Source organism: Domibacillus sp. DTU_2020_1001157_1_SI_ALB_TIR_016 (genome assembly GCF_032341995.1).
Taxonomy (GTDB): domain Bacteria; phylum Bacillota; class Bacilli; order Bacillales; family Domibacillaceae; genus Domibacillus; species Domibacillus indicus_A.
In genome coordinates, this window is the sequence record NZ_CP135439.1 from 2,753,050 (window position 1) to 2,774,377 (window position 21,328).

Below are 21,328 nucleotides of genomic sequence, written 5' to 3' on the forward strand. Positions count from 1 at the left end.
TAATCTAGAATTATTCCTGCTTGTCTGTATGGACGTACTGTTTAGTAAGATCGGTTTTCGGTTTGTAAAAAACTTTCTGATTTTCTCTTCTTTTTTGATTAATCACTGTCAAAACGGGTATACAGTTGTGAAAGGGAGGGCTTTATATGAACTCAGCAAACATCTATCTAGAATTGCATAAAGAATACCTACTCAGCATAAGTGGACAAAACAGACCAGGCCAAATCAATCAGTTTGAAGTACTCCATCTTGATCTGCAAGGTTGGCTACAAAAGGAACAAGGGCTATCTTCAGCACAAGCAAAAGCCGTGATTGAAGATTCTATCATGACAGAAGTAGTCGCATAAGCCTTTAGGCTCTTTTTTTTGCTTTCTTATCAATGTGAAACCATAATAAACCTGCTTCTTCCGTATGTTTTAAAGTTGAATGATTGGTTTCATCAAAATAACAACTTTACAGTTTCGGTCTACTGCTTCATTTCATTCGAAGAAAAAGAGATAGTTCAAAGCATGAAATCTTGTATATAGCGTGATAAAAACAGAATTTTATCACACGTTAAGCACACGCAAAAACCTTGTCTATTGAGAGGATTCTAGGCATGCCGCTAACGTCTTTCGTACGTACAAAAAATGAAGCTGAGTGTGGGGATGAAGGTACATACACTGCTTTTAAAAAAGCAGTGCGAGCATCTGGTGATTAACACCCCCCACTTACGTATATGCTCCCCTCTACTTACAAAACGCACATCCCTAGTTGACGTTTTTAAAAACAGGAGCTGCTTAGGCAAACTCTTCTTCTAGGCTTATTATTTTTAGCTAATCACCTTCTCCAGAACTTTCTTGCGTTCGCATATCTTCTTGCTGACGTAGAAGGGGAAAATTTTATTTTGTGCTTTCCTTCTAATTCCTTCTTTGCTTTTTCAGTTAGTTCCATTCCCTGCCTATTATGCTCTACTTCAAATTCGATTCCGTTAGGCAGCAGCTTGTCTTTATCCCAATCAATCCATTCTCCATATCTTGTCATCCAATCCCAAAGTTCTTCTTTTAATCCCTCCGAAATTGAAATTTCATCTATATCAAGGTTGCTGCCACAATGACTACACCATATAGGGTCACCACCCATATCCCCTTCGATTATCAATTCATAAGGTATGTTTTGTTCACAAGAGCATTCCATTTTCTTCAAGCTCCTTCACATTCAAGTTTTACTGAACGACTTGTCATAATTCAAACGTGTCAAAGTCCTTCTCAATTTCCTCTGCTGTAATTCCAATATAATCTAGTATGATGGCTGGATGGGAATAATTTAGTATCTTTCTCAATGTTGCTACGTCATGGAATTGTTTGTAATGCCAGTATCCGAACGTTTTACGCATCGTGTGTGTTCCAATCCCTGTACTTATATAGCCATGTCTGCTGCTTTATTCAATTGTCTGTACGCTTGTATGTGTGTTCATTCAACGCCCATTTTTACAAACAAAAAAGGCACGTGATGGATCACCACGAACCTTGATGCTTTATTTTAATCTCTAGCTAACAGTAGACCAGTAGTGTTGGTTAAACAACCAAGTCTTTGGGAAACTCACTCTTCGTCCTGTTTTTCAAAATCACTCCATGTCCAGTTTGACCAATGAGTGTTTGGATTTTCTTCATGTATTACATTTTTATCATTTAGCTCAATAGCGTTTGCAAGGCTTTGAAAGAAATGATTTTCACTTGGTTTTTCCTCATCTATGTGTTCCCACCCTTCCGTTTGGTAAAATAAAGTAAGGGAAGGGACAGCATCAATCTCTTGAAACATGTCCGAAGTGCTCAGCCAAAATTTTTCTTTGCAATGAGCACTCAAAAAGCGAGCCAGTTTGGTTGGATTAAAGGATTCGGGTTCAATTCCTAACTGTGCGTAATCTCCAGCCTGAGATTCTAGGACAACTGTCTCTTTGTTTACAATCAAATCTAAGTGGAAGGGATTCACTAAAAATTGATCGTCATCATCAAATAGTTCTCTATTGTCTGCTAAAGTCACAATATCGTCTAAACTGATAATAAACCCTTGTTCCTCGGCATCCTTCCCGTAAACATAAAGATCATTAGCAATGTTTTGGTTTTTATCGACACCTACGATTTCGAATACAATAAGCCAGTTTTCTTCATCTTTAAAAACCGATAGCCTGCATTGAGCTAAATCGAAATTGTAATTATCCAATACTGGAAAATCAAAGTCTTCTGAATAGCTGTCTAATGTTTGAAGTATTTCTTTTGCTTTCATTTCTAATTTCGCTCTCCAATAAAGTTAGTCAACCAAGTTAGGTAAAACTTGAAATAGCTTCATTTAATTCTTCAAGAACCTCTTCGTCTTCTTCTATGGCTAACCGTTCTTGAAGCAGTGGAAGAATCTTTTTGTTTCCAATGCAATGTAAAGCATAAATAGAATATGCTCTAATTTCTTCATTTGGATCGTTAATACATGATGATAAAGAATCGACTAATCTTTCATCAGGAAAAGATTTGGCTATCTGTGTACCCCAATACCTCTTTCCTTCATTTTCGCTTTGTATGATTTCAATCAACTGTGGCACTACTTGGTCATTAGAAAAACTTTCCAATACCGCTACAGCATGGTCATGTATCCCATAACTCTCACTTAAACTAAAGGTCATCATAATAGGTTTAATACAGACTGTGTCTGGATGTTCGCTAAAATAGTCAATTGATTCAGCGTATTCATTCAGCATTTCTTCCGTCATGCACTCCTCATTAGGCATCGGAGAATATTTTTCAAGTATCAATAAAGCCTGTTCTTTATTCATCAAAGTTCCCCTTCTCTTTAATTTATTGGATATCTTTTTATGTTTTTGAAAAAGGAGTTGGAAGAATAATAAGTATTTTAAATCATCAGTTGGCTATGATTGCTAGAACCACATATTTAGCTTCGCAGGCTCTGATTCTGTTTCGCTAATACTTCTTTTCCAGTTTACACCGCATAACAAACCATCTTTTTGCATTCCTGAAATCCATTTTTTTAGAAAATCTGATAACGAAATTTCAAGAATCGTATACCCTTTCCACTCTTCAGTCCACTGGTTTGCAGTGGTTTCATTAGACCAAAACAATAACACATCTGTATCTTCTTCGGCAGAAGCTGCACACGCTAACCCACCTTCTTTTTCGTCAATAAGTGTGTAGATAATTTGGCTGGCTTTAACTTCTTTAGCGAACTGCTCTAATCTGCTTTCTTCCGTTTGATGAATCTCACGAATCCAGTCGCCTAATGAAAAAGATTCCAATGAAAGTGTTTTTGTTTCATGATTCCAATAATACAATGCATTTGTAACATACCCTTCAGCGTTTATATATCCTAGCTGATTTAATGTTCCGTTATCTGCAATTGCAACAAAACCCGAAGGAAGCAATTCTTTTAATTCTTGGTTATTCCTGACGATATTATCCCACGTTTTTTTAATAAACTCTTCATCTTTAATGGGATAAAACGCCCAATCACCAATCTCAAATTTGTTTTGCGTAAGCAAAAGTTGCTTGTAATCTTCTGGGAGCGAAATACCTAAATCTTGTTCTGCTTTTTGAACGGCTGTCTGTTTAGCACCTGGTAGGCTCATGACTGTTACCCCTTTTGCAGGTTAAATAGTAAAGTGAATTTCCACTATCTGTTGTCTTTATTCTAGTTTAACCATACTCTTTATTCAAATTGACTAATCAACAGTTCGAGGATACAAATGAACAACACTATTCTCGGATTGGGAAGCAGCTGGCCGTTGTACTAGCAGGGTCGTCAGTTCAATAAGGCATTTCCGCTTCTCTAAATACATTTTCATAAACGTCATCACTTGGCTTTTCAACACCGTTTTGAAGCAACTTTTTTCTAGCGGTATTAAATAAACCACTTGGGATATTCGGAAATTCATTTTCCCAACCATCTCTTTCATCCAACTGACTTAGAGATTCAACAATAGCAAGATAAATGTTTGGGTATTGCTTCTTAATGTTAGAAGAGTAGGTTAAAAACTCTTGAAGATATTTATCAAAATGATGACAGTCTTGTTCTTCAATACCTGTGCAAAACGGAAATCCACTTTCTTCTTCCCAATCTAAGAGAAGACCCCAAAAAGCAAGAAGTGAACCTGCTCTATATCTTGGGTGATTATCATTAAAATGTTCATAATATGTGTACAACAATTTGCCACACCAATCCAAGTCTATGATCCCGCCCATTTCCTTTATTTCATTATGTAATAAGTCCAATTTTTCTTGAATGGAATACATTAATAAATTTCCTTTCCAAACATAGATTTCATAATTATTGTATCAGGTTTCATGTCCTACTTAGACTAATCTAACCCATTGGTTTAACAAGAGATTCAACAACGAAGCTTAGGAAAGCTTAAATAAAAGCCCCCATGCTACCTTTAACAAGGAAAACATGAAGGTCGTTTTGCTCTTGGTGTTAATTAAATATCTAGAGGGTTAAGTGGATCATATTTATCATTTTGCTCTCTTAGTTCATTCCCCCACATTGCAAAAGCACTCATGCCAAGACATGACATGAAGAAATATATAACGGAACAATAAAACAAAAAGAGATATCTCCAGGTAGAGATACCTCTTTTTAACGTATAATGCGTGGTCACATCACTTTATTTTCAACTTCTATTGGTCACACATTTGGTCACATCTTTTGAAAAAAGACTGTATTTCTGGTCACATTTCAGCTAATTTCGTGTGACCACGCTCTTTCTTTATCCTTACCGGTTATCGACTGTTTCTGGATACAGGTCATGATTCATCATGCGGTACTCAGCCATTTTCTCGTATTTCGTGCCAGGCTTCCCGTAGTTCGTGTACGGGTCAATGGAAATCCCGCCACGCGGCGTGAATTTGCCCCATACTTCAATGTAGCGTGGATCCATAAGTTCAATAAGGTCATTCATGATAATGTTCATGCAGTCCTCATGAAAATCACCGTGATTGCGGAAGCTGAACAAGTACAGCTTCAACGATTTACTTTCGACCATTTTCACATCGGGAATGTAACTGATGTAAATAGTCGCAAAGTCCGGCTGACCCGTCATTGGGCAAAGCGACGTGAATTCCGGGCAGTTGAATTTTACAAAGTAATCACGGTTTTGATGTTTATTGTCAAACGTCTCAAGAACGGATGGGTCATAGTCAAATATATAGTTTGTTCCCTGATTGCCAAGCAGCGTAATGTCTTTTAGTTCTTCTTCTTTTCGTCCAGCCATGCCGGAGCCTCCTTATAAATCATATTCTTTTTTATTATAGCAGAGACAGTTTACAATGAGAAAAAGGAGTGGTACAAATGCAGCATGTAACCTCATACACGGAATTTTCAGATATTATTTCATCCAGCGAAGCCGTGCTGCTTTATGTTTCAAGCCCTGGCTGTTCTGTTTGTCACGCCCTGCTGCCTCAGGTCAAAGTACTTATGCAGGAGTTCCCCCGTGTCACAATGGTTTACGCAAATACGGGAATCGCGCCGGATATTGCCGGCCAGTTGACTGTTTTTTCTGTGCCAGCTGTTCTTTTCTTTTTAAAAGGCAAGGAGCAATTCCGCGCGGTACGTTTTGTTCCGATCGGAGGCTTAAGAGAAAGTATTGGCGATGCTTTAAAAATCATTTGACAAAAAATTATGAAATCCTTCACAATAATAAGGGAGTATGGAAAGGAGAGAATACAGTGACATTATTAACAAACATTTTAGCGTTTAACGAAACGTTTGTAGAAAACAAAGAATATGAAAAATTTGAGACAACAAAGTTCCCGGATAAGCGTGTCGTCATTTTAACATGTATGGATACACGTCTTGTCGAACTTGTAACTGAAGCCATGAATTTTAAAAACGGAGATGTAAAAATCGTTCGTAACGCCGGCGCGATCGTCAACCATCCGTTTGGATCGATTATGCGAAGCCTGCTGGTTGCAGTGTACCAGCTTCAAGCGGATGAAGTATTGGTCGTAGGGCATCATGATTGCGGTATGGGTTCTCTTTCAAGCGATGTCATTATCGATGCAATGAAGGAACGGGGCATCCAGCAGGAAGTAGTCGATACACTTCGCAACGCTGGAATTGAAGTAGATAAATGGCTGAGCGGCTTTAACAGCGTAGAAGAAAGTGTCGAGCACAGCGTGAAAATGATTAAGTCTCATCCATTGATGGTGAATTCTATTCCTGTACACGGGCTTGTTATTGACCCTTCAACGGGCAAATTAGATCTTGTGGTTGATGGATACAAAAAAGAAGAGGCTCTTTAAAAGAGCCTCTGAGAGTGTAGGCAAAGTAAGAAAGCAGGCTGATTGAAAACGTCTGTCTTTCCAGAAATGCCGCCGGCTGGGAAGCGGCGTGACCTTTTTAGGATCATGAGCATTCACAGCTGGCAAGTGACGCCGAAAGCGGGCGTTTGCGGGCAGCCTGAGCGGCTCTTTAAAAGAGCCGCTTTTTTATGGCTTTAACACTACTTTTATACAGTCATCCGTTTTTGTATCAAACAATTCATAGCCTTTTTTTGCTTGATCGAGCGGCAAAATGTGCGTCACGACATCACCCGGATCCACTTTTCCTTCCGCAATCAGCTTATATAAATAAGGCATGTAGTGAATAACAGGAGCCTGGCCGCCCCGAATATTAACGTTGCGCTGAAAAATGTCACCGAGCGGAAAAGCGTTATAGATTCCACCGTATGCACCTGTTATTTGAATCGTACCGCCTTTGCGGACAGCCTGGCTGGCTGCCACAAGAGCACTTAAAGCACCGCCCTGAAGCTTCATGCCCACTGCAAGAAATTCGATTGGTGTCATTTTGGCATCCATTCCAACACAATCCATGACTACCTCTGCCCCGCCGCCTGTCATTTCTTTCAGATGATTGCCAATGTTTTGCTCGTCTTCAAAGTTCACAATTTCTACTTTATTTGTTTTCTTCGCATGCTCAAGCCGATATCTCACATAATCAGCCGCAATGACACGTTTTGCTCCTTTTAACCAGGCAAATTTTTGAGCAAGCAGTCCAACTGGGCCGCAGCCGAAAATAATCGCTGTATCTCCCTCTTTTAAGCCGGAATTGTCGACGGTCCAGTAAGCCGTTGAAGCGGCGTCCGCCAGCAGGACGAGTTTCTCATCCTCCACCTCACTGTCTTCTGGAATTTTAAACGGTGTAAAATTCCCATACGGAACACGCATATATTCGGCCTGCCCGCCAGGATATCCCCCTGTCGTGCCGCTATATCCAAAATAAGCGCCCATCTCGTCATTATCATTAGAATTGTCACACTGACTTTCCAGGTCATGCTTACAAAACCAGCACTCTCCGCAGCTAATGTTAAACGGAACAATGACACGGTCTCCTTTTTTTACTTTTGTAACAGCCGGACCGACTTCTTCTACACTCCCCATCGGTTCATGCCCGATAATATAATCTTGTTGAAGATTCGGAATCATGCCATGAATCAAATGCAGATCGGACCCGCAAATAGCTGTTAATGTAGGCTTGACGATAATATCGTCCGGTTTTTGAATGCTGGGTGCTTCTACTTCTTTTACAACCACATTTTTCACACCTTGATATGTGACGGCTTTCATTTTTAAAATCTCCTCCACGATTATGGCATTTATTTAGGCGGGGTTGGAAATAACCCTTTTCGATTTGTATTGGTCGGGAAGAGCGGCAGCCGGGCAATGTCGACAGTCGTTTCAGCGGACTTAATGTCCAGCTGCATTTGTTTATCCACGTCATACGGATAGAGCCAGCCTTTATGCAGCATTAATTCTGTTACTTCACCATGAAGGTCGATACCTTGTTCCAGATGCTTAATCAGCACAGAACGGACTTCCGGCGTAGCCGCTTCTGTTATAGCGATCGCACAGTTTCTTACTCCATTTTTTACAGAGGTCAAAAATTCAAGCGCAATAGCAGAATCAGCAAGTTCTGGCATTCCCACTGAATTGATCGGATCTAAATAATCGTTCACATCTTCTACCTCCAAAAATTAAAATGTTCTGGCTCCCTTATAAAGCTCTAACAATTCGTTCGTTTGGTGAATCGACTGCTGTGCGTCTTTTTCTAGCATCGCTTTTAAATCACTGTCAAAGCAGGCACCCTGCATGAGTTTTGATTTGAGCATGCAGCTCGTTTTAAAGTTAATCATCTCATGGAGCTCCATTGTTTCATGAAAGGCCAACTTTTTTTGGTCCATATTTATCACCCCTATAGTTAGTCACAACATTCATTTTCCCTTTCATTTTTTTCATTTATTCAGAGGGTTCATTCAATCCGTGCATATTTGAATAAGGAACAGATGAAAAGCCAAAATAAGAAGCATGTATGAATAACTGAAGAGGTGATAAATATGAGGAATCATTTAGGTCAGCACGAGTCTCTGGAGCTGCATGAATTAGTCGTTTTTAAAAGCCTCTGTACGACAAAATCAGCGATGATGAGCAAACTTGCACAGGATCCGGAATTAAAAACCCTGCTTGAAGCAGACACACAAGCGGGCCAGCAGCACCTTCAACAGCTGAAGCAGCTTTTGCCGGGAGGTGGCGTGACACAATGAATGATTTATTTAAAAGCATAGCAGGCATGGGCGGCATGACGGATCAGGTGATTGCAACGGACTTTTTGATTTCTGCCAAATCCGGTGTGAGGAATGCAGCGTTCGCGCTTACGGAAGCCGTAACACCTGAATTGCGTTCGGCCCTGCGTGAACAGCTTATGGCCACTGTTTCAACTCATGAAAGCATCAGCAAATATATGATGGAAAAAGGATATTACCATCCTTACAACCTGGAAGAACAGACGAAAATCGATCTGGCTGTCGCACAAACAAGCCAGGACCTTGTAAGATAGCAGCCCATCCCTCCTGCTTTGTTTGCTTCTACTAAGTGAAAGACGAGGCTTTTATTCACCTTTAAAACCATAAAAAAACTGCCGACATCCCATTCGGCAGTTTTTATTTCTTGCTTTATACAGAGCGGTTCCAGTGACGATGTTCAGCAAGAGCAGCGAGGAAGGTGTCTGCATAGCCCTCAGATGGAGATGCTTCCGCTACTACGCCCGGATCACCAGGCAGATCCGCGATCAAATCCACGCCGTCATCTGTCGCTCCTACGGTTTTAAAGTGTTCATATGCTTCTGTTAAAAAAGCTTTTGCCTGCTTTTTCGCTTTTGGATCGGCACTCAATCCGCCTGCTGCGTAAACGGCATCAAATAAAACCGAGTCGGCTGTCAGGAAAGTATGGTCTACTTCAAGCTCCGCTCCGTCATCGCCTTTGATTATTCCCTGCTTTGTGCTCACCACTTCGGGACGGGTGCCGGCTTTTTCAAAGGCTTTGTAAATATCGGTCATCGTTTTGCCCGAGAAGCCCTCGCCTGCTAAGACTGCAATTTTGCGGGTTGCCACCCCTTTAACCGGGTTTGTTTCCTGGCTTAGTGCGGGCGAAGATTTGGTAATGGACGATTCCTCTACACCAGATGGTGCCTGCACGCCAATGGCATCAGCTACTTGTGCCGCCAGGCCTGCATTGACATTCGCAAACATATTCACAACCTGCTGGCGAATATCTTTGCTTTTTACTTTGCCCAGTTCAAAGCTGAACGCTTCAATAATATGCTTTTTTTCAACCTCTGTCATACTGTTCCAGAACAGGGCGGCCTGTGAAAAATGATCTTTAAAGCTATCGCTGCGGCGCGCTACTTTACGGCCTTCTACTTTTTCCTGGTAATGAGCGTAGCCGCCTTCTTCTTCCTTGGCCGGTGCCGGCGTATTTTGAGCCAGCGAGTTTTGATGGTAGCTCACCTGCCCGACGTTAATCGTCTGGCGCCCGTATCCATCACGCTGGTTGTTAAAAAACGGGCAGACAGGGCGGTTAATCGGCAGCTCATGGAAGTTTGGCCCGCCGAGGCGGATAAGCTGTGTATCGGTATAAGAGAAAAGCCGTCCCTGCAGGAGCGGATCATTGGTAAAATCAATTCCTGGTACAACGTGGCCCGGATGAAAAGCCGCTTGTTCTGTTTCGGCAAATACATTATCGACGTTACGGTTAAGCGTCATTTTCCCAATGATTTTTACCGGTACGTCTTCTTCCGGCCAAATTTTAGTCGGATCCAGCACATCAAAATCAAATTTAAATTCGTCTTCTTCGTCAATCATCTGCACGCCAAACTCGAATTCTGGATAATCCCCCATTTCGATCGATTCCCATAGGTCGCGGCGGTGGAAATCCGGATCTTTACCGGCAATTTTTTGCGCTTCGTCCCACACAAGTGATTTAATACCGAGAACCGGCTTCCAATGAAACTTTACAAACCGCGCTTTTCCTTCTTCGTTCACAAAACGGAATGTATGAACACCGAATCCTTCCATCATCCGGTAGCTGCGCGGAATCGCACGATCGGACAAATGCCACATAACCATATGAGCTGATTCCTGGTTGTTAGCAATAAAATCCCAGAATGTATCATGGGCACTCGCTGCCTGAGGCATTTCGTTATGAGGCTCTGGCTTGACGGCATGAATCAAGTCTGGAAACTTGATCGCATCCTGGATAAAAAAGACCGGGATGTTATTACCGACAAGGTCGTAGTTTCCTTCCTCCGTATAAAACTTCGTTGAGAATCCGCGCACATCACGAACCGTATCTCCTGAACCCCGGGAGCCCGCTACAGTCGAATAACGGACGAAAACCGGTGTTTTCTTCGATGGATCCTGTAAAAAGCCGGCTTTTGTATATTCTTTCATAGACTTATACACTTGAAAGTACCCATGCGCTGCAAACCCGCGTGCATGAACAACCCGCTCTGGAATGCGCTCATGGTCAAAATGGGTCATTTTTTCACGAAAATGAAAATCTTCCATCAATGTAGGCCCGCGGTCCCCTGCTTTCAACGAATGTTCATCTTCTGACACGCGAAGTCCCTGATTCGTTGTTAATTTTTCTCCTTGATCGCTTACACGGAACTCATCCAGCTGTTTGTTTTTGCTGTTTTCGTTAATCGCCATGCTTTAGCCCCCTTATTGATACATTCACTAAAAGTTCATTACTTACTATCCGTACCACTTTTTAAATGAACTAAAACAAAAAAAGACAACATATTCATCCAAAACAGGCAAAGGTTGTGGATTCCATTGCCATATTCGACCCAATTATTCAAAATATCCTGCTCAAACAGGGAAATTTTTCTTTTATTCAGACCAATTTTCTTACAAAATGAATCATTATTTTTGCGGATGTGACGCTTTCTTCCAGATGATACGATAGAAGTGAAATGAATGAATAGGCGGTGGATTATGGAAAAAGCAAGGCTCGGCATTTTACTTCTTTTTTTACTCGGCTTTGCCGGACTGGCAGGACAGCCGGCTTCAGCCCACGCTCAAACGGGCTCTATCACAGGAGACCGCGTAAATGTACGTGAAAGCCCTTCTCTTTCGGCTTCGGTTCTTGGACAGGTACATACGGGAGACCGTGTCTCTATTCTTTCATCCCAAAATGGCTGGGTGCAGATCTCCTACGGAAGCCAAAAAGCCTGGGTTAGCGGACAATTTGTCGGAGGAGCAGCTGAAAAAACAGCTTCTTCAGGAGAATTTGTCCGCATTCAAACAGAGGGGACCAATTTGCGAAGCGGCCCTTCAACATCTTCCTCTGTCATTGTTCAGGGATCTGTCGGTGAGCGTTACCCGGTTACAGGACGAAGCGGAGATTGGATTCGCATTCGCCTTGCAAGCGGAAATGAAGCTTATGTAGCCAGCTGGGTTGTATCTGGACAAGGCCAAGGGACCCATGCCTCTACTTCTGCTTCTTCTTTACAGGGCAAAGTGATTGTTCTGGATCCCGGTCATGGGGGAATGGACGGCGGAACGTCTGGTTTATACGGCACCATTGAAAAAAATGTGACGCTTCAAACAGCTTGGAAGCTGCGTGATACATTGGCTGCAAGTGGAGCAACCGTTGTATTAACCCGGACGGGCGATCAATATGTACCGCTGCCAGCCCGGACAGCTGACTACGGAGCAGATGCTTTTATCAGCCTGCATTATGACGGAGCACAGAGCCAGCAGGCAGCCGGCCATACAGCTTATTACTATCATGCGGGGCACCAAGAGCTTGCCCGTTCTTTAAATGAAGGGCTAAATGGAACACTGCCGAATGCAAACCGCGGGACACAGTATGGCGATTATTTCGTTCTTCGTGAAAATCAGCGGCCCGCTGCCCTGCTTGAGCTTGGTTATTTAACAAATCCAGCTGAAGAATCTTCAATCGTGTCAGCTGCCTACCAGCAGCAGGCAGCAGCCGGGATTCGAGACGGCTTAGCCTCTTATTTTTCTCGTTAACAGCATAAACAGCGCCCGGCTTTTTGCCTGGCGCTATTTTTTTTTCAATATATTAGGTCAACAAGATCCTCGGTCGTAACATTTCCGAAGTAATGCTTCATATCCAGCGGCTCAAGCGCCTGGCGAATAGCACCCTTTTCATATTTTGTTCCAAGGAGCGCCTTTTCCACTTCGGCTACATCTCCTGCACCAAAAAAGTCACCGAAAACACGTGCTGTTTGAATGTCTCCTCCTTTTACATGGAGGCGCACATCAATAAGCCCGACTGGAAATCGATGAGAGCGTTCGATATTAAAAGCCGGCGATTTGCCGTAGTTCCAATCCCAATTTCCGTAACGCTCGGCTGAAATCTGGTGAATGACTTTCCAGTCTTCTTCCGTCAGCACATATTCTTTTACTTGCTCTTCACCATTAAAAATTTGGGTTAAAATAAATTGTTTAAACTGGGTAATAGACATTTTTTGCTCAATCAAGTCAGATATATTTGCCACACGGCTGCGAATCGATTTAATGCCTTTAGATTCAATTTTGTCTTTACGCACCTTAAGGGCAGCCACGACATCATTCATGTTGGTATCAAACAGGAGCGTCCCATGTGTAAACATACGTCCTTTTGTGGCAAATTGGGCGTTTCCTGAGATCTTAAACCCGTTAGCTGTTAAATCATTGCGCCCGCTCATTTCTGCATTCAAGCCCAATTTGTTCAATGCTGCTACAACAGGCTCGGTAAACTTGTGGAAGTTATGAAAGCTGTCTCCATCATCTTTTGTAATAAAGCTGAAATTTAAATTGCCAAGATCGTGGTAAACCGCGCCGCCGCCGGACAGACGGCGGACAACGTGAATACCGTTTTCCTCGACATAATCTACATTTATTTCTTCAATGGTATTCTGGTTTTTACCGATAATGATAGAAGGTTCGTTAATGTAAAAAAGCAGATAAGATTCTTCAATATTCAAGTGTTTAACGGCATATTCTTCAATCGCTAAATTAATGCGCGGATCGATAATCCCTTTGTTGTCAATAAAAAGCATCATACACCTCCGAATTGGTTTAGTTCAAATGTAGCATATTGAGATTCGTTCTCAAAGAAAAAGCACCCGATTCCGGATGCTTCATTCTCTGCCGAAATTCATGCGCTGGTAACGGCCGCGAATCATTTCGTATATGCCATATAATAGAAGCCCTGCTGCGGCAAGGCCGAGTAAAAACTGTCCGTACGGCTGCGAAGCAAGCTCTGCCAACGCTCCATCAATGCCTTTTGTTTCATTCGGATTGGCTGTAACAGCCGTTTTAATAAAGAAAAAACCAATCATCGCAAGCACAATTCCCCTTGCAAGGAGTCCAGCTTTTCCTGCTCTTCGGGCAAGACCTATTTCTTTTTTATTCATTTCATTCATTTTAAAATATTGCATAAATTTCCCCTTAAAGCCCCGGTATAATTCTATACATCCATACACAATAATGATAAGTCCAATACAGCCAATGATCCACTGCCCAAACGGCTGAGACAGAAGCTTTGCGGAAATAGTTTTCTCCGAGTTTCCTCTTCCGCCGGCATGGATAGCAAGCCGGATGGCAGTGAGAGCCAGGCTGCCATAAATAACCGCACTGATCATGTAACCAATCCGTTTTGCCGTTCCTTTAGCTCCAGTGCCTTCATGCTGGACATCTTTTATCGACTTGATGAGTTCCCATATCACATATCCAATCAGACCAATGCCAATAAGCCAGAGCAGTGTCTGGCCAAATGGTTCGTCAGCTACAGTCACGAGGGCGCCGCTTGTATCGGTCGTTCCTCCGCCGGCGCCTGCTGCTGCCATCAGGGCAAGGAGGCCAACGAGTGCATACACCGTTCCTTTTGCCATATGCCCCAGCCGCCCGAATCTCCGAATCCACGGTTTGGCTTCATGTACTTTTGATCGCATGCTTTCTTTTGCTGTCATCTTTTCTTCCTCCCTCCGCTTTCGTTTTCCTTTCTCATTCCCGTTTTTTGTTTTTACGCAAACTGGTATTTTTTTGATCCATGAGCCCTTTTGGGTACGCAGCCATAGAAAAAGAACGAATAAAGTTATGCAGTCCTGCTCAGCTTTCTTTTCTGCCATTTAAGCGAAGCATGCAGCAGAACGAAAAAAGCACCCTTTTTGGGGTGCTTCAGTGTGTAGACAAGGTCTTTCGCTTTTAAAAAAGAGCCGATAAGTGGTGTTGAAGATCCATAAGCAAGAACGGAATAGAAAGTTCTCTTTTTTAAGCAGAAACATACGGCCTTATTAACTCCATACTACCTTGTCGCAAGCCACTTGACGGTGGGAGGGCAGCGCAGACTCCTATGGGACTAGCGGGCAGCTGAGACCGGTAGATCCGTCAGGCGAAGCCCGGGCTTAGCGCCTGCCCCATGGAAAGCGGAGCTGCCCGGACGCCGCCGATCCATCCCATTCATGTGCACGGCCCGGTCATCCATATAATGAAGCACCCTTTTTAGGTGCTTTCTCAGATAGATACGCGGCAGCCACCGTTTCGCTTTGATTGATACAACAGTCCATCTGCTTCTTTCATTAAAGACTGAACCGGTACTCGTTTTGTGTCAGCGATCCCAGCCGATAAAAGAACGCCATATGTACGGAGTTCTTGATTCCGCTTGCTTTCATCGATTATTTCCTGGGCGAATAGAGATGCTTCCTCTGCTGACCGGTGCAAAAAGAGCACACCAAATTCATCACCGCCAAATCGAAAACCATAGGCATCGTCAGGAATGATTTGCTTGATAACTAAAGCAACCTCCATTAAAACATGGTCTCCCGCTTCGTGTCCAAACCGGTCATTTACTTGTTTAAACTTATCCAGATCGATCATTAAAAGGGCATGTGCCTCTTTTTCAATCCAATCAGATGTCAGGATCCGCTTCCAGTAAACACGGTTGTACAAGCCGGTTAATCCGTCCTGGATAAGCAGCCGCTCGGTATCAATGGCATAAGACAGAAAGGAAGCAAGCTTTTTGAGAATTTGAACTGTTTTGTTGTCATATCGATTTAAGCATGTAGTCATAGAGCAAAGCGTGCCGAATGTGCTTCCGTCTCTTAAAGAAATAGGTACCCCCGCATACGAACCAATATTCAGCGAGTACGTAAAATCATTATGCTTTGTACGCTCATCTTCCTTAGCATTTCCAACCAGCATCGGCTGTCCGCTTGCATAAGGGATTTGGCAGTATGTATCCTGCAGCCGGACATTTTTCCCTTCTTGAACCAAAATATCACTTTTAGAAAGGGTCTGTAATACCTTCAGGCGATCCCTTTCAACCAAGCTGATATAAAACGTTTCATCTCCGATTAAATCGTTGGCTATCGACAAAATATCCGCAAAGACGCGGGAAAATGCTGCTGTTTCCAGCCAGTCTGTTTCCACTTCTTCACCTTCTTTCATCCATGCAATCATTCATTTCAGTATAACGATGAAACAGCAAAAAGTCAGCCTTGGCTGGCTGACTTTTTGGGGTATTTTATTTGAATAATGTTGGGAGCTGGTTGATTAATGTGTAGCCGCCCATAAAAGTCATGAGTATAACGACAATAGCCCCCGCGATTGTCATCCAAATCGGGTGACGGTACTCACCAACAATCGATTTTTTATAAGCTGCAATGAGCATAACCGTAAGTGCAACCGGCAGAATAAGACCGTTTAATGCTCCGGCTAAAATAAGCATTTTCACCGGCTGGCCAATGGTCGTAAAGATACCAGTTGATACTAAAATAAAGCCAACAATAATTGCTTTATCATACTTTGCAATCATGGGATGGAACGTGCGGATAAACGAAACAGATGTATAAGCTGCTCCGACAACAGACGTTATTGCCGCAGCCCACATCACCACACCAAACAGGCGGTATCCGATATTACCTGCGGCCTGCTGGAACACAGACGCCGGCGGGTTTTCCGGATTAATCGGCAAGCCCTGTGCCACAACACCAAGTGCAGCAAGGAAAAGAAAAATACGCATGATTGAAGCAATTCCGATAGCAGACACTGAGCTCTTCGTCACCTGTGGAACTGCGCCGACTCCTTTTATTCCCGCATCTAAAAGACGATGTCCTCCAGCAAATGTAATATAGCCGCCCACTGTACCGCCAACAAGGGTAACGATCGCAAGCAGGTCAATCGTATCCGGGGCAAATGTTTTGATTACCGCTTCCCCGACCGGAGGGCTTGCTTTAAAGACAACAAACAGGGTAAGGCCAATCATGACAAACCCCATTATTTGTGTAAACTTATCCATTAATAGACCGGCTTCTTTTACAAGAAAGATGGCGACGGCAATTACAGCACTGATAATAGCACCCATCACCGGGTCTATCCCGAAAATAACATTGGCACCAAGACCGGCACCGCCAATATTACCGATATTAAAAGCAATGCCGCCCAAAACAATCAGCGCAGCAAGCACGTAGCCCAGACCCGGGAAAACGAGGTTTGCAATATCCTGTGCCCGCTTTTCCGCCACAACAAGAATTCTCCAAATATTCGTCTGAGCGCCAATATCCAGCAAAATCGAAACTAAAATAACAAAACCGAAGCTGGCGGCGAGCTGTTGAGTAAAAACCGTTGTCTGCGTTAAAAAGCCGGGGCCAATGGCGGAAGTCGCCATTAAAAAGGCAGCGCCTAATAATATACTCCAATTTGATTTTTCCTGCTGTTGAAGCTGTTTTTGTTTTGACATATTTATTCCTCCCTGGCGATTGAACGCACGTCAATCCCTTCTTCCTGCAGCTTTGTCCGGATCAGCCGGGCAAAAGAAAGCGCGTGAGGTCCGTCGCCATGTATACATACCGTGTCCGCTTGAATATCGACTTCTGTCCCGTCTGCTGCCCGTACTTTCTTTTCTTTCGCCATACGGATTACCTGAGATACCGCTTCTTCCGAGTCCTCAATTAATGCATGGGGCAAACGCCGCGGCGTCAGCATCCCTTCCCGGGTATAAGTACGGTCCGCAAAAACTTCACTGGCTGTTTTCAGTCCTGCTTTTTGGCCGGCTTCAACCAGTTTGCTTCCCGCCAGACCGTATAGAATAAGAGATGTATCCACATCTTTAACGGCTGCCGCAATAGCAGACGCCATCTCTTCATTTGAAGCTGCCATATTATAAAGTGCACCATGCGGCTTCACATGATGCAGGGCAGTTCCTTCTATTTGCACGAACGCCTGAAGAGCGCCGATTTGATACACAACAAGTGAGTATACTTCTTCTGGCGAAAGTGCCATGTTCCGGCGTCCAAAACCGGCTAAATCTTGAAAGCCTGGATGGGCGCCCATTTTGACGCCATGCTCCATCGCTAAATGAACCGTTTTTTTCATCACATCCGGATCGCCTGCATGAAATCCACAGGCAATATTCGCCGATGTAATGTATGGCATGATGTCCTTATCATGGCCGATAGAGTATGCTCCAAAGCTTTCTCCCATATCACAGTTAATATCTATTTTCATAAGCCGCACCTCCAAAATCAGCGATCTACGGCACCGAGTTCAGCGGAAATCTGCCGTGATGCTTCTGTTAGCTTTTCAATCATTTCTTTTGCATGTGTTTCATCCTGAAAGCGGACTTCAGGTCCTACCAGGCTGATCCCGGCTACTACGTCTCCTTTGTGATTAAAAATAGGAGCAGCAATAGCCGAAGAATGATCTTCTAATTCAGAATGGCTGATCGACCAGCCATTTTTCCGTGTTTCCTCAATAAGCTGCCGCAGTTCTTCTTTGTTTTTCGGTGTTCCCTTTGCATAACGTACAATCTCGGATGACTCAATGAACCGCTCCTGTTCGGCATACTCCATAAAAGACAGCAGGATACGCGGGCATGCCCCTCCATATAGCGGGGCACGGCGGCCAATTTGTGTGTAAACACGGACACGTTCCTGCGTATCAACCTTCTCAATGTAAACCGCTTCATCTCCGTCCCGGATCACAAGATTCACAGCTTCCCCTGTTTCTTTCCGGAGTTTTTGCATGTAGGGCAATGCAATGGAGCGGATATCCAGCCGTTCAGCGACAAGATTGCCGAGCGCCAGGAAAATTAACCCTAAACGGTAGGTACCTTCCTGGTCTTTCTCGAGAAATCCGAGTTCAAGCAATGATTCTGCCATTCGGTAAGCAGACGTTTTCGGCAGCCCCGTTTTTTCTATCATTTGCAGCAGCGTTAATTTTTCTTCTGTAAAAAACAATTGGATGATTTCCATTGATTTAAGAACGGTTTTATTCACTTTTCTTCCTTCTCCCTGTTCCGATAAATGGAATAACTTCTCCATTTATGATTTTGCTCCATTATATATGAAACAGTGGACAGAGGAGCAGCCAAATTTATAAAACGGAGTACTGGCTGTCTTTCTGATCAGTAATAAACATATGTCCAGGCGCATGGGTAATCATCAATGCCGGCTTGCTTGACATGGCAATAGATTGCGGGGTTGCACCGCATGCCCAGAAAACAGGCGTCTCACCTTCTTTTACTGTTACAGCATCGCCAAAATCCGGCTTGTCTAGCTGGGCAATGCCCATTTGCTCCGGCATGCCGATATGTACAGGTGAGCCGTGCACCGCCGGGAAGCGGGACGTTACTTCAACTGCGCGTATCACATCTTTTGATTGAAACGGCCGCATGCTGACCACGAGATTCCCATGAAACACACCAGCCGGTTCACATGGCTGATTTGTAATATACATCGGTACATTTCGCTGTTCATCAATGTGGCGAATTGAAAGGCCGTTTTCCAGCAGGGCATGCTCAAATGTAAAGCTGCAGCCGATTAAAAAGGAAACAAAATCGTCCTGCCAGTAGGATTCGATGCTCGTTACTTCCTCAACAAGCTCCCCATGCCGGTAAATCCGGTATTTTGGTGTGTCATAACGTAAGTCAGCTGTTGGTGCCGTCAATCTTGGAACCGGCGAGCCAACATCTGTGACTTCGAGGAGCGGGCACGCTTTTGGATTTCGCTGGCAAAACAGCAAAAAGTCATATGCCTGTTCTTTCGGCAAAATCACAAGATTGGCTTGTGTATATCCAGGGGCCAAACCGGCTGTTAGCTTCGTCCATTTGTTTTCCCGAATCTCTTTGCGAATCCATTCCAATGATGTTTTCATTTTTACGCCCCCTTTTACTTCTCTGGAAAAAGCTGAACCTCTTCTAAAAAACGTGTTGTGAACGTTCCTTTTTGGAACTGTTCCTGATCAAGAAGCCTTAAATGAAAGGGAATCGTCGTTTCAATTCCTATGAGGACCATTTCATTTAACGATCGTTTCATTTTTTGAATCGCTTCCTCCCTTGTTTCTCCCCACACAATCACTTTTGCAGCCATTGAATCATAAAAAGGAGGAATGGCATACCCGGTATAAACGGCACTGTCCACCCTTACCCCAAAACCGCCTGGCGGAAGATATTCCGCTACGCGTCCCGGAGACGGCCGAAAGTCATGTTCAGGGCTTTCCGCATTAATCCGGCATTCAATAGCCCAGCCCGTTATCCGGATATCTTCTTGTTTATACGAAAGCGGCAGACCGGCTGCAATCTTTATTTGTTCTTTAATAATATCTACTGTAGTCACAAGTTCCGTTACAGGATGTTCGACCTGAATGCGGGTATTCATTTCCATAAAATAAAACTGGCCATGCTTATCAAGCAAAAATTCAATGGTTCCCGCACTGTGATATTGAACTGCTTGAGCTGCTTTTACCGCTGCTTCACCCATTTGGCGGCGAAGCTGTTCACTCAGCGCTGGTGAGGGCGCTTCTTCCACCAGCTTTTGATGCCTTCTTTGAATGGAACAGTCTCGTTCGCCCAGATGAATCACCTGTCCTAAGCGGTCTGCCAGCACTTGAATTTCAATATGGCGCGGTTCCTCGATGTATTTTTCAAGGTAAACAGCAGCATTGCCAAAGGCTTTTTCCGCTTCAGACTGCGCCTGATGAATCGCCTGCTGCAGGCCCTGCTCTGTTTCCGCCAGGCGCATCCCTTTGCCGCCGCCTCCTGCTGTCGCTTTGACCATAACCGGGTAGCCAATTTCTTTTGCCACATTTAAGGCGTCATCCTGACTTTGGATGATGCCTTCTGTTCCCGGCACCGTTGGCACTCCTGCTTTTTTCATCGTTGAGCGCGCTACCGCTTTTTCGCCCATTTTGCGGATCGCTTCCGGCTCGGGTCCAATGAACACGACATTGCATGCACGGCACATTTCCGCAAAATCTGCATTTTCGGCCAAAAACCCGTACCCCGGATGAATTGCATCTGCCTGCGTCACCGCGGCAGCACTCATGATATTATGCATATTCAAATAACTGTCTTTAGCCGGTGTTTTCCCGATACAAAGCGCTTCGTCCGCAAGCTTTACATGCAGCGACTCGCGGTCTGCTTCGGAAAAAATTGCAACCGTCTGGATGCCCATCTCTTTGCAGGCGCGAATAATCCGTACCGCGATTTCCCCTCTGTTTGCAATCAATACTTTTTTAAACATGTGAATGCTCCTTTTACGATCGCTTCTTCAGCTTAAAAAGCGGCTGCCCATACTCCACTACGTCTCCATCTTCCACCAGCACTTCAACAATTTCACCATCTACACCCGCCTGAACTTCATTAAACAGCTTCATCGCTTCTACAATGCAGACAACTTGTCCTTTTTGGACAGTGTCTCCCACTTGAACGAGCGGTTCTTCGCTTTCGTTAGCACGTGTGTAAAAGGTGCCCACCATGGGAGAAGTAATAACTTCATCCTTCGATACAGCTTCATCCTTCGCTGCTTTATCTGTTTGTTCATTTGATAGCAGCTGATCAGGTACTGATACACTGACCTCTTCCTTTTGAATCTTATTTTGAAGGACTGGCTGTTTTTCAAGCTTCATTTTCATTCCTTCATATTCAAACGTGAAGACATTGACACTCGACCGGTCAATAATGTTCACCATTTCCTGAAAGTCACTCATTTTAATCATGGG

The 21,328-nt window shown here is 43.7% G+C and carries 26 protein-coding genes and 1 pseudogene; 6 read left to right on the forward strand and 21 right to left on the reverse strand.

Annotated elements, in window-relative coordinates; genetic code table 11:
- Positions 1-146: 146 nt before the first annotated feature.
- On the forward strand, positions 147-347 hold the full coding sequence (locus tag RRU94_RS22185) for a hypothetical protein (protein WP_315693020.1): 201 nt from the start codon (positions 147-149) through the stop codon (positions 345-347).
- Positions 348-819: 472 nt separating this feature from the next.
- Here RRU94_RS22185 and RRU94_RS22190 read toward each other — a convergent pair whose 3' ends face one another.
- From RRU94_RS22190 to queF, 7 genes and pseudogenes are all read right to left on the reverse strand, one after another.
- Positions 820-1,176, reverse strand: coding sequence for a hypothetical protein (locus RRU94_RS22190; RefSeq protein WP_315696096.1), 357 nt, complete (start codon positions 1,174-1,176; stop codon positions 820-822).
- A gap of 43 nt (positions 1,177-1,219) precedes the next feature.
- Positions 1,220-1,452 (reverse strand): annotated as a pseudogene (locus tag RRU94_RS22195) (site-specific integrase); the annotation flags it as partial.
- Between the two features lie 129 nt (positions 1,453-1,581).
- Positions 1,582-2,265 (reverse strand): DUF7003 family protein, encoded by a 684-nt coding sequence (locus RRU94_RS22200; RefSeq protein ID WP_315693021.1) that lies wholly within the window; start codon positions 2,263-2,265, stop codon positions 1,582-1,584.
- Between the two features lie 37 nt (positions 2,266-2,302).
- Positions 2,303-2,806 carry a HEAT repeat domain-containing protein gene (locus RRU94_RS22205; RefSeq protein ID WP_315693022.1) on the reverse strand — a complete coding sequence of 168 codons (504 nt, stop codon included), beginning with the start codon at positions 2,804-2,806 and terminating at the stop codon, positions 2,303-2,305.
- 102 nt (positions 2,807-2,908) lie between these two features.
- Positions 2,909-3,613: a DUF2750 domain-containing protein gene (locus RRU94_RS22210; protein ID WP_315693023.1), complete on the reverse strand. Its 705-nt coding sequence runs from the start codon at positions 3,611-3,613 to the stop codon at positions 2,909-2,911.
- A 178-nt stretch (positions 3,614-3,791) separates the two neighbouring features.
- On the reverse strand, positions 3,792-4,277 hold the full coding sequence (locus RRU94_RS22215) for a hypothetical protein (RefSeq protein WP_315693024.1): 486 nt from the start codon (positions 4,275-4,277) through the stop codon (positions 3,792-3,794).
- Between the two features lie 479 nt (positions 4,278-4,756).
- A complete protein-coding gene (gene queF / locus RRU94_RS22220; protein WP_242233818.1) occupies positions 4,757-5,254 on the reverse strand; it encodes a preQ(1) synthase in 498 nt (165 codons plus the stop codon).
- A gap of 77 nt (positions 5,255-5,331) precedes the next feature.
- On the opposite strand from queF, the gene RRU94_RS22225 reads away from it, so the two are divergent.
- Positions 5,332-5,652 (forward strand): thioredoxin family protein, encoded by a 321-nt coding sequence (locus RRU94_RS22225; protein WP_315693025.1) that lies wholly within the window; start codon positions 5,332-5,334, stop codon positions 5,650-5,652.
- Positions 5,653-5,708: 56 nt separating this feature from the next.
- Positions 5,709-6,284: a beta-class carbonic anhydrase gene (locus RRU94_RS22230; protein WP_315693026.1), complete on the forward strand. Its 576-nt coding sequence runs from the start codon at positions 5,709-5,711 to the stop codon at positions 6,282-6,284.
- 186 nt (positions 6,285-6,470) lie between these two features.
- On the opposite strand, the gene RRU94_RS22235 is transcribed toward RRU94_RS22230, so the two are convergent.
- Genes RRU94_RS22235 through RRU94_RS22245 form a run of 3 tightly spaced genes read right to left on the reverse strand, consistent with a single transcriptional unit; the run spans position 6,471 to position 8,221 of the window.
- Positions 6,471-7,607: a zinc-dependent alcohol dehydrogenase gene (locus RRU94_RS22235; protein ID WP_315693027.1), complete on the reverse strand. Its 1,137-nt coding sequence runs from the start codon at positions 7,605-7,607 to the stop codon at positions 6,471-6,473.
- A 29-nt stretch (positions 7,608-7,636) separates the two neighbouring features.
- Positions 7,637-7,996, reverse strand: coding sequence for a spore coat protein (locus RRU94_RS22240; RefSeq protein ID WP_315693028.1), 360 nt, complete (start codon positions 7,994-7,996; stop codon positions 7,637-7,639).
- Between the two features lie 18 nt (positions 7,997-8,014).
- Positions 8,015-8,221 carry a spore coat protein gene (locus tag RRU94_RS22245; protein WP_251272012.1) on the reverse strand — a complete coding sequence of 69 codons (207 nt, stop codon included), beginning with the start codon at positions 8,219-8,221 and terminating at the stop codon, positions 8,015-8,017.
- Positions 8,222-8,374: 153 nt separating this feature from the next.
- On the opposite strand from RRU94_RS22245, the gene RRU94_RS22250 reads away from it, so the two are divergent.
- Positions 8,375-8,581, forward strand: a complete 207-nt coding sequence (locus RRU94_RS22250) for a spore coat protein (RefSeq protein WP_315693029.1) — start codon at positions 8,375-8,377, stop codon at positions 8,579-8,581.
- The gene (locus RRU94_RS22255; RefSeq protein ID WP_315693030.1) at positions 8,578-8,874 is read left to right on the forward strand and encodes a spore coat protein; all 297 of its coding nucleotides are present in this window, start codon (positions 8,578-8,580) and stop codon (positions 8,872-8,874) included. Before RRU94_RS22250 ends, RRU94_RS22255 begins: the two co-directional genes overlap by 4 nt.
- Before the next feature lie 115 nt (positions 8,875-8,989).
- On the opposite strand, the gene RRU94_RS22260 is transcribed toward RRU94_RS22255, so the two are convergent.
- Entirely contained in the window at positions 8,990-11,026 is a 2,037-nt protein-coding gene (locus RRU94_RS22260) for a catalase (protein ID WP_315693031.1), read from the reverse strand.
- Positions 11,027-11,296: 270 nt separating this feature from the next.
- Between RRU94_RS22260 and RRU94_RS22265 the strand changes: the two genes are divergently transcribed.
- Complete coding sequence (locus tag RRU94_RS22265) at positions 11,297-12,355, forward strand: N-acetylmuramoyl-L-alanine amidase family protein (protein ID WP_315693032.1); 1,059 nt, start codon at positions 11,297-11,299, stop codon at positions 12,353-12,355.
- Between the two features lie 44 nt (positions 12,356-12,399).
- Here RRU94_RS22265 and RRU94_RS22270 read toward each other — a convergent pair whose 3' ends face one another.
- The 10 genes from RRU94_RS22270 to accB all read right to left on the reverse strand — a co-directional run bounded on the left by RRU94_RS22270 (position 12,400) and on the right by accB (position 21,325).
- A complete protein-coding gene (locus tag RRU94_RS22270) occupies positions 12,400-13,389 on the reverse strand; it encodes a lipoate--protein ligase (RefSeq protein WP_315693033.1) in 990 nt (329 codons plus the stop codon).
- Positions 13,390-13,470: 81 nt separating this feature from the next.
- Positions 13,471-14,301: a DUF1206 domain-containing protein gene (locus RRU94_RS22275; protein ID WP_315693034.1), complete on the reverse strand. Its 831-nt coding sequence runs from the start codon at positions 14,299-14,301 to the stop codon at positions 13,471-13,473.
- A gap of 389 nt (positions 14,302-14,690) precedes the next feature.
- On the reverse strand, positions 14,691-14,816 hold the full coding sequence (locus tag RRU94_RS22280; protein ID WP_315693035.1) for a hypothetical protein: 126 nt from the start codon (positions 14,814-14,816) through the stop codon (positions 14,691-14,693).
- Between the two features lie 29 nt (positions 14,817-14,845).
- Positions 14,846-15,778, reverse strand: coding sequence for a sensor domain-containing diguanylate cyclase (locus tag RRU94_RS22285; protein WP_315693036.1), 933 nt, complete (start codon positions 15,776-15,778; stop codon positions 14,846-14,848).
- Between the two features lie 76 nt (positions 15,779-15,854).
- Positions 15,855-17,069, reverse strand: coding sequence for an NRAMP family divalent metal transporter (locus RRU94_RS22290; RefSeq protein ID WP_315693037.1), 1,215 nt, complete (start codon positions 17,067-17,069; stop codon positions 15,855-15,857).
- A 2-nt stretch (positions 17,070-17,071) separates the two neighbouring features.
- Complete coding sequence (locus RRU94_RS22295) at positions 17,072-17,836, reverse strand: LamB/YcsF family protein (RefSeq protein ID WP_315693038.1); 765 nt, start codon at positions 17,834-17,836, stop codon at positions 17,072-17,074.
- 17 nt (positions 17,837-17,853) lie between these two features.
- On the reverse strand, positions 17,854-18,606 hold the full coding sequence (locus tag RRU94_RS22300) for an IclR family transcriptional regulator (protein ID WP_315696098.1): 753 nt from the start codon (positions 18,604-18,606) through the stop codon (positions 17,854-17,856).
- Positions 18,607-18,703: 97 nt separating this feature from the next.
- Positions 18,704-19,483, reverse strand: coding sequence for a putative hydro-lyase (locus RRU94_RS22305; RefSeq protein ID WP_315693039.1), 780 nt, complete (start codon positions 19,481-19,483; stop codon positions 18,704-18,706).
- A gap of 14 nt (positions 19,484-19,497) precedes the next feature.
- A complete protein-coding gene (gene accC / locus RRU94_RS22310) occupies positions 19,498-20,850 on the reverse strand; it encodes an acetyl-CoA carboxylase biotin carboxylase subunit (RefSeq protein WP_315693040.1) in 1,353 nt (450 codons plus the stop codon).
- 13 nt (positions 20,851-20,863) lie between these two features.
- A complete protein-coding gene (accB, locus tag RRU94_RS22315; protein WP_315693041.1) occupies positions 20,864-21,325 on the reverse strand; it encodes an acetyl-CoA carboxylase biotin carboxyl carrier protein in 462 nt (153 codons plus the stop codon).
- Positions 21,326-21,328 lie beyond the last annotated feature (3 nt).